Annotated in this window: 14 protein-coding genes; 5 read left to right on the forward strand and 9 right to left on the reverse strand. The window is 47.3% G+C overall.

Annotated elements, in window-relative coordinates; all coding sequences use genetic code 11:
* The first annotated feature begins 7 nt into the window (after positions 1–7).
* Complete coding sequence (locus tag L985_RS02405) at positions 8–301, forward strand: putative quinol monooxygenase (protein ID WP_029340705.1); 294 nt, start codon at positions 8–10, stop codon at positions 299–301.
* Positions 302–358: 57 nt separating this feature from the next.
* Here L985_RS02405 and L985_RS02410 read toward each other — a convergent pair whose 3' ends face one another.
* Complete coding sequence (locus L985_RS02410) at positions 359–2,914, reverse strand: C40 family peptidase (protein ID WP_235609854.1); 2,556 nt, start codon at positions 2,912–2,914, stop codon at positions 359–361.
* Positions 2,915–3,055: 141 nt separating this feature from the next.
* Positions 3,056–3,610 carry a GNAT family N-acetyltransferase gene (locus L985_RS02415; protein ID WP_029340707.1) on the reverse strand — a complete coding sequence of 185 codons (555 nt, stop codon included), beginning with the start codon at positions 3,608–3,610 and terminating at the stop codon, positions 3,056–3,058.
* A gap of 269 nt (positions 3,611–3,879) precedes the next feature.
* Between L985_RS02415 and L985_RS02420 the strand changes: the two genes are divergently transcribed.
* From L985_RS02420 to L985_RS02430, 3 genes are all read left to right on the forward strand, one after another.
* The gene (locus L985_RS02420) at positions 3,880–4,209 is read left to right on the forward strand and encodes a DMT family transporter (protein ID WP_029340708.1); all 330 of its coding nucleotides are present in this window, start codon (positions 3,880–3,882) and stop codon (positions 4,207–4,209) included.
* Positions 4,206–4,523, forward strand: coding sequence for a DMT family transporter (locus L985_RS02425; protein WP_023467016.1), 318 nt, complete (start codon positions 4,206–4,208; stop codon positions 4,521–4,523). Before L985_RS02420 ends, L985_RS02425 begins: the two co-directional genes overlap by 4 nt.
* 127 nt (positions 4,524–4,650) lie before the next feature.
* Positions 4,651–5,394 (forward strand): general stress protein, encoded by a 744-nt coding sequence (locus L985_RS02430; RefSeq protein WP_029340709.1) that lies wholly within the window; start codon positions 4,651–4,653, stop codon positions 5,392–5,394.
* Positions 5,395–5,505: 111 nt separating this feature from the next.
* Here the strand turns inward: L985_RS02430 and L985_RS02435 are convergent, their stop codons facing one another.
* Positions 5,506–6,321: an aldo/keto reductase gene (locus L985_RS02435; protein ID WP_047391522.1), complete on the reverse strand. Its 816-nt coding sequence runs from the start codon at positions 6,319–6,321 to the stop codon at positions 5,506–5,508.
* A gap of 132 nt (positions 6,322–6,453) precedes the next feature.
* On the opposite strand from L985_RS02435, the gene L985_RS02440 reads away from it, so the two are divergent.
* Entirely contained in the window at positions 6,454–7,479 is a 1,026-nt protein-coding gene (locus L985_RS02440) for an iron-containing alcohol dehydrogenase family protein (protein ID WP_047391518.1), read from the forward strand.
* 50 nt (positions 7,480–7,529) lie between these two features.
* On the opposite strand, the gene L985_RS02445 is transcribed toward L985_RS02440, so the two are convergent.
* The 6 genes from L985_RS02445 to L985_RS02470 form a co-directional block, all read right to left on the reverse strand.
* Entirely contained in the window at positions 7,530–8,492 is a 963-nt protein-coding gene (locus tag L985_RS02445) for an EAL domain-containing protein (protein ID WP_047391515.1), read from the reverse strand.
* A gap of 179 nt (positions 8,493–8,671) precedes the next feature.
* The gene (locus tag L985_RS02450; protein ID WP_051656210.1) at positions 8,672–8,935 is read right to left on the reverse strand and encodes a DUF1294 domain-containing protein; all 264 of its coding nucleotides are present in this window, start codon (positions 8,933–8,935) and stop codon (positions 8,672–8,674) included.
* Positions 8,936–8,952: 17 nt separating this feature from the next.
* Entirely contained in the window at positions 8,953–9,690 is a 738-nt protein-coding gene (locus tag L985_RS02455) for a TPM domain-containing protein (RefSeq protein WP_047391511.1), read from the reverse strand.
* A complete protein-coding gene (locus L985_RS02460) occupies positions 9,687–10,280 on the reverse strand; it encodes a LemA family protein (RefSeq protein ID WP_029340715.1) in 594 nt (197 codons plus the stop codon). The genes L985_RS02455 and L985_RS02460 overlap by 4 nt, the downstream gene beginning before the upstream one ends.
* A 107-nt stretch (positions 10,281–10,387) precedes the next feature.
* The gene (locus L985_RS02465) at positions 10,388–11,224 is read right to left on the reverse strand and encodes an undecaprenyl-diphosphate phosphatase (protein ID WP_047391506.1); all 837 of its coding nucleotides are present in this window, start codon (positions 11,222–11,224) and stop codon (positions 10,388–10,390) included.
* A 357-nt stretch (positions 11,225–11,581) separates the two neighbouring features.
* On the reverse strand, positions 11,582–12,394 hold the full coding sequence (locus tag L985_RS02470; protein WP_023467025.1) for a ZIP family metal transporter: 813 nt from the start codon (positions 12,392–12,394) through the stop codon (positions 11,582–11,584).
* Positions 12,395–12,439: the final 45 nt, after the last annotated feature.

Consider the following 12,439-nt stretch of genomic DNA (forward strand, 5'->3'; position numbering starts at 1 on the left):
ATGAAACATGGGAGAAATCGTCGTCAACGCTGTACTTACAATCAAAGCAGGACTTGCGGATCAAGTCTTCCCGATTCTACAAACGGTCTATCATGCCTCACAAAAAGAAGAAGGGTGCTTACGTTATTCCTTACATCAATCGATCGAGGATGAGCATCAATTCATGCTGTATGAAGTGTATCGTGATGAAGAGGCACTTGAAGCGCATATCGCATCCGATCACTATAAAGCCTACCGTGAACAGATCGAGTTATACTTGATGGATCGACAAGTAACGAAATACGTCGAGATGACATTTTAACGTATTGCGATAAGAAGAGACGAACCCGTCGATTTCGACGGATTCGTCTTTTTTGTCTTACATCGATTTAAATCCGAGGAAATGCTCTTGCCAACGCGGTTCGTAAATCGAGTTGATTTGAAGTTGTGAACCGCCTGCATGGATGAAGTGTTCGCTATCGAGCATGATTCCGATATGCGATGGACCATCTGTATAAGTGTTCTGGAAGAAGACGATATCCGAGCGTTTACCGCTTGTAATACTCGTCCGGCGATTCGTAAAGAAAGCACCGTACCAGTAGCCACGAACGTTCGTCCGACCACCGTATTTTCCAGCCTTGTTCGTCGCGTAGTGAATCAAACCGGAACAGTCAAAACCACCGTTCACGGCATCTTGCGAACCCCATGTGTATGGTGTGCCGATATGTTGGACTGCTGCTTGGATCAGCTTTTCACCACGCGTATTATTCTTTTTAACGACCCGTTTATCGGACGTGATCGTCACAGCGGATACAGGAAGATAAACAGGTGTCCAGCCTGACTGGATGACATAGAAGTTTCCGACTCGATGACGCGGATAAACCCGTTTGCCTTGTTCAACGAGTCCGCTGCCTTTTGGACTTGTCGGACTCGCAAAGAACGACGTCGTCTGTTTGACCGTATAGATTTTCGCCCGGTCGATCGCTTTTTGTGTCAGTCCCATATCGGGTTTGCTCGTGCTGATATAAGGGTTGAGGACGTAACCGGTTTGACCATTTGCCAGGCGAACTTGCCAAAAGTCATCATCAATTGATTTTAGACCAATTAATTTCGTCCCTTTCTTCAAATAGGCAGCTGGGCGACTGTAAGCAACGTCGGCAGAGAAGAGTGGCGTCTGGTCCAGATGGACATAAAATGTCGTGCCTTTTTTTGCTTTTGCCGTCGGCTTGTTCAGTCCGATACGACTCGAATCGACGAAACCAAAGGTGTTTTTATATTTGACGCGTGTATAATAACCGCTTTTTCCGTAAATCGAAATCGAGGTCCCTTTTTTTAATGTACCGATTTTTTTACCCGATAGTTTTGCCTGCGAACGAATGACGACATCGTCTTCCGTCACGTAGCGTTGACCAGTGACGTCATACAGATCCGGCTTTTTCGTGACGAGATCCGTCGTCTTGACGTAACCGTAGACCGATCCTTTTTTCAAGCGTGTGTAACTGCCTCTTGTTCCGTAAATCGTTAGCTTATCAGCTCGTTTGACGGAATACATGATTTTGCTCTTCGTCGACGCAGATGTGTAGACGGACAAGTTGCGTTTCGCGTATCGTGTCCCGGTTGATGCATAGACTTTTCCAGTACCGAGATCAGCTGTCTTGACGTAAGCATGAACTCCACGGAAGATGATCCGGCTATAGGCACCGCTTGTGCCATACACCGTCAGCAGCGTATTCGTTTGATGTTGCTTTAAGACAGGACTTGAAGATTTGGCATCCGAATAGATCGGTGTAGCACGCTGAACATAGAGGCGTGCAGTCTTCGGATAGTATTTCAATGTACCAAGATGTGCCGTCAGCACATAGGCATACTCGTCGTTTCGTTTGATTCGTGTAAATGAACCCTCGATGCCGTACGTTTGAAGCGAAGTATTCACAGGAAGCGATTGTACGACTTTTCCTTTCGTAGTCGCAGTAGCATAGACCGTCGTCTGCTGTTGGACGTAACGTAGCCCTGTTTCCGGATGGTTCACGATCTGCGCATCTGCTAAATCAGCCGTCAATATGAAGGCATAACCCGTTTTAGTCGCCACGCGTGTAAAAGTACCCGTCGTACCGAACGTTTCAAACGCTTGATTTTGAACGACGACTGTCTTCGTGCTTGTCGTCTTCGGTTCAACGAAAAGGGAAGTCGCTCGTTTGGCATAACGCAGACCCGTTTCCGGGTAATTTTCGACCTGCGCATCAGCTAAATCAGTTGTCAATACGAAGGCGTAACCCGTTTTAGTGGCCACGCGTGTGAAAGTCCCCGTCGTACCGAACGTTTCGAATGCTTGATTTTGAGTGACAGCTGACTTCGCGCTCGTCGTCTTCGGTTCAACGAAAAGAGAAGTCGTTCGTTTGGCATAACGCTTTCCAACTAATTTCGGAAGTTGCTCGAGTTGTGCCGTCGGTACGTAGACGTATTGTTCGTTCCATTTCAGACGCGTGAACGTGTCGAAAGTGCCGTATGTATCGATTCGCTGATAGGCAGGAAGTGGCGTCACGACGGTGGGATCAAATGGTGAAGCAACTAATGAGAGTGGACTTTTCGACATCAGCGTAGCTTGTTTTTGAAAGACAGGTGCTGTTTGCGTTAACGCGTTTGTTGCGACATACGCAGTACCTTCTTGCCAACTGACACGAGTGAAGTCACCGTCCGTGCCGAGTGTCTTCAATGTCGTTCCTGCTGGTAGTTGTTGAATGATCGTTGTGGAATCAGCCGTTTGTAGCAACGCAGCATCCTCGTTCAAATAAGCTATCCCGGTCGTCTCGGTGACTGTTTGTGTTTCTACCGTCGGTTGAGCAGGTGGCGATTCAGCGAAAGCGGGTGCGGGTAAAACCGAGCTCAACATCAACGTTGCGGCAAGTCCAGCAACATGAGCAGTCCATTTTTTCATCAAGAGGTTCACTCCAATTCTTAAAATTTGTCATTATGGATAGTGTAGCATGCGCTTGTTTAAAAATTGATAAAAATCAAAAAAATAGGAGATTGCCCATAAAAAAACGGTATGCCTCAGCACACCGTTTGAAGTCATATGTTAGTTATCTTCTTCGTGATCCACTTGCCATTCCCAGTCAAGCATGCCGTAAATCAAGGAATCGCGCCAGTGGTCTTCGAGATAGACCGTCTCGCGAAGCTGTCCTTCCTTCGTCATGCCGACTTTTTGGAGGACTCGCTCAGAAGCGACGTTCCGCGGATCACACGTCGCTGTGATTCGGTGCAATTCTAGTTTTTCGAAACCGAATTGGAGAAGGAAAGAGGCAATCGACGTCGCATATCCATTCCCCCATTCATCGGGTGAGAGGACGTATCCGATTTCGGCGATTTTATTTTCAACGTCTGTGATGACGAGTTCACCGGCACCGATGACGACGTCGCTTGGAAACGTCACAGCAAAAACATACCGACGTCTTGGTGTCTCGAGTTCACTTTCGAGTGCATCGTGCAGGAATTGTTTCGTATCCGTCTCGGAATTCGGACCCCATGACTGGAATTGACTGACGATGGGTTGTGATGCATAGGCGTGAACGGCTTCTACATCTTCTGGTGTAAAACGACGAATCCGAAGTTGATCATTGATTTTATAACGCATGCAGCATCCTCCTCTTTCAGATGAAGTCACTTTGATTCTATTTGACAGATGGGGAACGGATTCCTGTTTGACATAGGAAAAAGGGCGTGCTAGGGTGGTTGTATCGAATGGAATAGGGAGTATCCTCTAGGGTTCCGTACGGCTGGACCGAGGGAGGAACATGGACGTTTGTCCATGCAACGGAGGGATAAAAGCCCGGGAGTAAAGCGAATCGTCTCGCTTACTCCCGGGCTTTTTCATTTGAATTTACCTATCAGGAGGCAATTACTATGGCAAAGTATTGGATTGGCATCATCGTCGCAGCGTGTTTTGAAGTCGGCTGGGTCATTGGATTAAAACATGCGGCAACACCACTTGAGTGGGCTGCAACGATCGTCTGTATCATCGTTAGCTTTACCGTGCTAATTAAAGCGAGTAACCATTTACCAGTCGGAACGGTCTATGCTGTCTTCGTCGGTCTCGGAACAGCAGGAACGGTCGTGACGGATATCGTGTTATTCGATCAAGCCGCTTCCGTGATGAAATTAGCATTGATTGCTGTCTTACTCGTCGGCGTCATCGGTCTGAAGTTAGTCAGTGGAGAGGAGAAATCAGCATGAGTTGGATTTATTTAATCATTGCCGGAATCTTTGAGATGTTTGGTGTCGTCTTAATCAATACGTTCAATCAAAATAAGAATGCGAAGAATCTACTGTTGATGGGAACAGGATTCGGACTCAGTTTCCTATTCTTAACGCTTGCAATGAATGGTTTACCGATGGGAACGGCGTATGCGGTATGGACGGGAATCGGAGCAGCGGGCGGTGCGATTCTCAGCATGGTGCTCTATAACGAATCAAAAGACTGGAAACGTCTGGTCTGCATAGGACTCGTCTTAAGTGCGACAATCGGTTTGAAACTTGTCGGCGAATGATCGTTTCATGTCAAACAGATGACGTTTTAATAGAACGCATTTTTTTTGGCATATTTTAACGCAAAAGAGGAAATACTCCTTATAGAAGTCACGCATGACAAATCGTGTTAATAAGGGGAGAACATCCATGAAAACGAAACAATATATCGGAACGTTCTATTCAGAGGAAGAATTGATCTCAAAAATGGACGAATTACACATTCAAGGACATCGGGAGGAAGACTTTTACGTCATCGTCAAGGAAAAGTCGAACATCGCACTCGTCCGTAGTCAGATGGATGCAGAGATCGCGACGACGAAACCGTCTTGGATTGATCGGATTCGTGGGAACAAAGGTCGTGATCAAGAAGTCGATGATCTGTTCGGATCACTTGATCTATCAGATAATGAGATCGAACAACGAAAAACGGAAGTCGAAGGTGGGGGATTCGTTCTTCTGCTTGAAGTCCAAGATATTCAGTTCGATCCACATTTAAATACAGACAATACACATCCTGATGTAAAGGTCCGTTATGGTAGTGGTGAAGAGACGCATACGTCATCAGATGTGAATTCCAACGCACAGCTCGGCTCAGGTAATCCGCTTGATATTGATAAAGATTCGAAAGAAGAACATGCAGAGATTGATCTGCATCGTGCCGGTACCGATAAGATGCCACAAGATGAGCAGGCAATCGATCATTCGAAAAAGCTCGACGGGAACCGGGAACCGGATATCGCGATGCGTCGGGATGACGATTTCCGACGTCCGGAAACAGAACGCGAGGAAAAAGAACATGATGCAACGCAAGACGGTGAAGAACATCGTCAATCGAAACATCAATCAGATGACATCGCCAAGCAAGACCATGGAAATAATTTAGACCGCTAAAATAATAGACTGGAATCACGTTTTAGGGGCACCATCAAAGAAGGTACTTTTCGGATCAAATCCGAAAAGTACCTTCTTTTTGTATAGAGATTAAACGAGAATCGTCTCGTCTTATTTATGATCCGGATTTGATCCTGTACGCACGTTAGCGTTCAATTGATCAATCGCTTGGATATCAACGTCTGACAGGCTGAAGTCAAAGACATCGAGATTTTCGCGAATGCGGCTTGGCGTAACGGATTTCGGAATCGCAACGATGTCGTGTTGCAGGTGCCAACGGAGGACGACTTGAGCCGGCGTTTTCTGATGACGATCGGCGATATCGACGATGACCGGATGCGTCAACGCGTCGCGTCCTTTCATCAACGGACTCCAGGCTTCGACGACGATACCGTGCTTACGGCAAAAATCTCGGATTGCTTCTTGGCTGAGGAACGGATGGAGTTCGATCTGATTGACAGCAGGAACAATCGATCCTTCGGCTAAAATCCGTTCCAAGTGAGGAATATGGAAGTTCGAGACACCGATGGCACGCGTCTTTCCTTCTGCATAGAGATGTTCGAGCGCCCGCCATGTCTCGACATAACGATCTTCTTTTGGCATCGGCCAATGAATCAGATACAAATCGACGTAATCAACACCAAGCTTTTGTAGACTCGTCTCGAAAGCGGCAAGTGTTTCTTCGTAGCCGTGATCAGAATTCCAGACTTTCGTCGTCAGAAAGATCTCTTCCCGGGAGATGCCCGAGTCACGAAGGGCGCGACCGACGCCTTCTTCGTTCTCGTAAATCATCGCCGTATCGATTGAACGATACCCGGCGCGGAGTGCTTCGCTGACCGCTTCATATACTTCTTTTTCTGGTACTTTAAAGACACCATATCCGAGTTGGGGCATGCTGATGCCGTTATTTAACGTAATCTGTTGCATCGATTCATCGACTCCTTTGTAGTAAATTCTTCTCTTTTCTAGTGTACGCGCTCCTCTTGTAAAAATCGAATGATTGCCGAAGTGAGTTCTTTTGCGTATACTGAGCGATAACAAATATTAGGAGGCGATTCTGTGATTCGACAAGCTGTTTTACAATACATACATGAGGAACACGCACTGGATCAACTCGAAGAAGTGATAGGCGATCGTTCAGCAGTCCTGATTCATGGACGTCAAGCCTATGAAGCAGCCGCTTTTGCTTTACCAGAATTACCACGTCTTTTATTTGAAGGACATTGTACAGATCAACAGGTGGAAGCTTTCAAACAAGCATGTGCTCCGTACGATGTGATTCTTGCACTCGGAGGTGGGAGTGTCATCGATACGGCAAAACAGGTCGCGTTTCAATTACATCGACCGATTGTCGTCATTCCGACGATTGTCTCGAACTGTGCTCCGTGGACTCCGCTGAGTGTCATGTATAACGAAGAGGGACAGTACATCCGATTTGATACGTTCCCCGTCGTGATTGAAGCGCTTTTACTCGATCATCGGATCATCGCAGCAAGTCCGTATGATTATTTCGTAGCGGGGCTCGTCGATACGCTAGCGAAGTGGTATGAAGCACGTGCCTTAAGCGGATCATCGGCTGAGGATCCCGTCATCGAGATGGCACTCCGGACAGCTGAGCGTTGTAAGGATCTTATCTTGTCGACGACTATAACGGAAACGCGTTTTCGTGAGTATCCTGTTGAAATCCAACATCTCGTCGAAACTGTCATTCCGTTAGCCGGGAGCATTGGCGGTTTTGGTGACGCGGCGACGCGTGGTGCAATCGGACACGCAGTGCATAACGCGTTGTCTCCTCATCCAGAAACGCATGCGTTTTTACATGGGAGTAAGGTCGGTTACGGACTACTTGTTCAGGAAAAGCTACTCGGACATGATGATGATTATGTAGAGTTGCGTGACTATCTTCTTGCACAAGAGCAGCCGACGGCACTCGCAGATTTCGCATTGTCGCTCGATGTCGTCGAAACACTTGCTTTACGGACAGCGCAAGAGGAACTATGCCGTCTGTTGCGTCCGATCGTGTCAGCAGAACAACTAGTGGATGCTATCACACGTAACGAGACGGTTTCTGTTTCGACGACTTAACATAAAAATACGCACATGGACCGAATCATCAGACGGTCCATGTGCGTATTTTATTGTGCTTTTGCAAAGCGAGCATAAGGAGCAGGGCGACCGAGTAAGTATCCTTGACCAAGATCAAAGTCGAGTTCGCGGCAAAGATCGAGTTCTTCTTGCCGTTCGATGCCTTCCGCTAAGATTTGAATTCCCATTTCTCGTGTCAGATGACGGGCTTTTCGTAAAAAGGCTTCGTTTTCTGAGTTCGTATCGCAGTGATCGATGAAGGAACGATCAATTTTAATATAATCCGGTTGAAGCAAGGACAACATATCGAGTGTCGAGAAACCAGCGCCGACATCGTCCAGTGCTACTTGAATGCCTTGCTTCTTATACTGTTCGAAGACGTGTTTCAAATGGTTGACGTCTTCAATTTTTTCCGTTTCGACGACTTCGAAGACGAGCCGACTCGGATCGACTTGATAACGTTCGACAATCTCAAACGTATGGCGCAGGCAGTACTCCGGATTATAGATCGTCGAAGGGAGAAAGTTGATGAACGTTTTTGTTGTGCCACCGATATGATGCGTCGCACGGATGGCTTCTTCACGCGCCCGCTGATCAAGACGGGAATGAAGTCCCATCTTCGAGGCCGTCGAAAACAAGACACCAGGCGAGATAGGCGTGTTATCATCTGCTGCTCGCAATAAGGCTTCGTTCGCGACGAGCACGTTGCGCTGGATATCATAAATCGGTTGTAGATGGCTCGTCATGACCCCATGCTGGATGAAATCGATCGCTGACCGATGCTTCAGTTGTTCTAGAAGTGCTGAAGCTAGGATGGGTGCTGTCACGTAACGTGATTGTGTGGCGCGACACGAGACCGGATAATCCGCTACACGTAAGAGTGATGTCAATAACTGTTCGAGCTGTTCGAACGATTGATAGGAATAGATTTCTGGCGTTGGTGATTGAATATGGAGTGCTCCCGCTTCAACAAAACGGATTGATGTCGTACATTCGGCGCAAGGATGCCACATAAAGGGATGTCCACCTCTCAATACATCGAAAAAAGATGTATTTATTAAATTGGTTAAATTCTTTACCCTAAGAGAAAAAGAAATTAAACCTATTCTTCATAATCATTGACCTCATACAAAAAAGAGAAGGGACGACGGACACATTTCCGTACGTTCTCTTCTCTATCGGTTACATTCTTTTATTGTGAAGTGTAAACAAACCAGAAAGCGAGATGCAAGATAGCGGCTATTGGAACGAGCCATTGGAACTTCGCTTTCCGTGTCTTGTGCCGAACTGTGTACATACCAATCCAAGAACCGAGCGCACCACCGAGGAAAGCAATCGTCAATAGTGTCGCTTCGGGTGTTCGGTAAGCATGTTGCCGCGCCCGACGTTTATCCTGCCACATCGAGACAAATCCGATGAGTGTCAGGAGGAGGTAATACCCTAAGATGATCCTCATGAAAAATGACTCCTTTTCTAACGTTCGGCGCCACCACCGCCGGAACTTCCGCCACCACCGCGACTGCCACCATTTCCACCGCCACCACGCATGATCGCGGAGAAGATGTTCAAAATTGCAAAGAAGAACATACCACCGGTGAACTTCATATCGAGGAACAATAAGATCAGTAATCCAGCACCGATCAGAATCTTCGTCCAAAGTGGAAGTCCGTCGTCATTTTGTGTTTTCGGAGGATCCTGTGATTCAAGTGACTGATCCTTTGAAATGACACTGACGACCGCTTTATACGTTTCGGACGCTGCTTTTCCATACTCACCGTTTTCCTTGTAAGGAACCGCATATTGATCGAGGATACGTCCGGCTGTGATGTCTGTCAGAATCCCTTCAAGTTTATAACCGACCTCGATCCGGAATTGGCGATCCTTTTCATTCGGAGCGACGACGACAAGAACACCATTGTCTTTTCCTTCTTGACCGATGCCTTGGCGCCGAAACGTTTCATTGGCGTAAGAGCTTAAATCCTGTCCCTTTAGATCGGGAACCGTCTTGAGGACGACTTGTGCCGTCGTATATTGTTCGAGTTCTTGACCGAGTTGCGCGAGTTCGGCTTCTTCCGAAGGGGTGAGCAGCTGAGCATCATCCTGAATGAAGAACGTTGCTCCCGTTCGTTCTGAAACGGCACTAGCTGTCGGAACGAAGAGGAAGAAGACGAGGAACGCGCTCAATAGAAGTCGCGTCCACCGCCGAATCATTTCGAATCACTGTTAAAGTCGACAGTCGGATTTTCTCGGTCGCTGTCTGAAATCTCGTAATATGGTTTTTTCTCGAATCCGAAGGCGGATGCGTAGAGTGCCGTTGGGAAGCTCCGACGTTTTTTGTTATAAAGCGTCACGGCATCGTTGTAATCCTTGCGAGCGATCCCAAGACGATTTTCTGTTCCTTCCAGCGTGTCCATCAAGGATTGGAATCGTTCGCTTGATTTTAGTTCTGGATAAGTCGTCTGCAAGGCAATCAATCCGCGAAGCGAAGACGTGACTTGTTGGTCGGCTTCAATCCGCTGCTCGGTTGACGCAGCGCGCGCAAGACCAGCTTGAGCTTCAGCGACTTTTCCGTAGACTTTTTCTTCTTGACCTGCGACACCTTTGACGGTTTCGACGAGGTTCGGAATTAAATCCGCACGACGCTTGATCTGGTTATCGACTTGTGACCATTTATTCGATACATCTTCTTCTACATTGACGAGGCTGTTGTATTGTCCGATTGCTAAAAAGGCAATCACGACGACGACAACGACTCCGATGATTAATGGGAGTTTTGATCGACTCCGACTTCTGCGTGCCATATGGCGTTCACTCCTTTAAGTATGTCTCATCCCTATATACCCTTAACCGAGTGAATTAGTTTCAAAAAAATAAAAAACCGTCAGCTAAAATAGCTAACGGTTAGGACTTACATGTAGACGATGACAGCTAATACGGCTGCCAAGACGAGACGATAGATCGCGAACGGAACGAGTTTGATCTTGTTGATCAGCTTCAGGAAGAAGCGAATCGATAAGAGGGCAAACACGAACGACGCAACGAAACCGACGGCATAGAAACCGAAGTCGCCTGGATTAATATTATCCCAGTTCTTAACGAACGAGAGGAAACTAGCACCGAACATGATCGGTACAGCCATGATGAATGTAAAGTCAGCTGCCGTCCGGTGATTCATCCCGAGGAAGACCCCTCCGGAAATCGTTGAACCGGAGCGGGAGAAGCCAGGCCAAAGGGAAATACATTGGAACAGACCGACGAGTGCTGCTTGGCGATATGTAATCTGATCAAGCGATGTTGTTTTCGGTTCCTTTGGTCCGAGTTTATCGGCTGCGATCATTAAGAGGGCACCGACAGCAAGACCGATGATGACCGTTTCAATCGAGAAGAGGTTCTCATCGATGAAGTCTTCGAATAACAACCCGAGAACCGCAGCTGGTAGAAGACCGATCAAGACGTGACGTAGCTTTAACTTGTGTGTCCCTGATGCGTCGTGTTCTCCTTCGATTTTATATAAACCGATCAGGCTAAAGAGGCGTTTCCAAAAGACGACAATGACCGCAAGAATCGATCCGAGCTGGATGACGATCTTAAAGGTGTTTGCGGAATATTTACCGAGAAATTCCGTTGTTTGTAACCACATGTCATCAACGATGATCATATGACCTGTGGAAGAGACTGGTGCAAATTCCGTCATCCCTTCGACGAAACCGAGCAAGAGCGCTTTTAAAAGTTCAATGATTGTCATGGTAATCTCCTTCTATATGATGTGCTATGTAAAAACATATCATGTTTTATTCTTGTGAGATAGAACTAATTGGAATATCGGGCGCAGGTCTGAGAGACGATTGGATGTGTAAGACGCGTTGTACGATTTAAATTCGTTTGGATAAGATAATAGATGGATTTAGATTTCATCGGATAGATCAGGAAATTCGATCATTTCCATTCATACTAAAACAGTATGAAAGAAAAGGAAATCTTTCTGTTAGGACACAAGGTCAGAAAAACTTCAAATCGATTGGTTTCACTGGAATATGCCTGGATCTACAAAAAGAAAAACGAGCAGGAGACGATATCGTCCACTACTCGTTTTGCAACAGGCTCATCCTAAAGCGACGTCAAGAATCATCATGACAGTAAAACCGACCATCAGACCAAGTGTTGCTAAATCGGATCCGTTCTCTGCTTGTGATTCCGGAATCAATTCTTCGACGACGACGAAAATCATCGCACCAGCGGCGAAGGATAACGCATACGGTAGAAGCGGTTGAACGAAGAAGACGGCAGCCGCTCCAACCATCGCGGCAATCGGTTCGACGATCGCTGACAATTGACCGTAATGAAAGGCGCGCCGGCGCGACATCCCTTCACCGCGTAATGGGATCGATAGGGCAGCTCCCTCCGGCATGTTCTGAATGCCAATACCGAGTGCGAGGGTCAAGGCACCGGCGACGGTCGCCCCGTCCATGTTCAAGGCGGCGGCACCGAAAGCGACACCAATCGCAAGACCTTCGGGAATGTTGTGCAACGTGATCGCAAGAAACAGCAACGTCGTTTTCTTGAGTCCTGTCGAAGGACCTTCCGCTGTCTCGAGTGGTGCGGATAAGTGCAAATGCGGTGTAACGAAGTCGAGGAGACGGACGAAAAATCCACCGGCGAGAAAACCGATGGCGGCAGGAATCCAAGCGATTCCACCATCCTGCTCCGTGAACTCGATCGCAGGAGCAAGCAGCGACCAAAATGATGCGGCAATCATGACGCCAGCAGCAAAACCGAGCATCATGTTCATGACGCGTTTTTCAATCGTCGTAAAGACGAAGACGAGTGCCGCACCAAGTGCGGTTAACCCCCACGTCATCATTCCGGCAAGCAATGCTTGCACGACGACGGGGAGGGAAGTAAACCAATCCAACATGACTATTCCTTCTTTCCGGGCACGATTTAAAGCATCCATCTGTAT

The organism is Exiguobacterium sp. ZWU0009 (assembly GCF_000798935.2).
In the GTDB taxonomy this organism is placed as follows: Bacteria; Bacillota; Bacilli; order Exiguobacteriales; family Exiguobacteriaceae; genus Exiguobacterium_A; species Exiguobacterium_A acetylicum.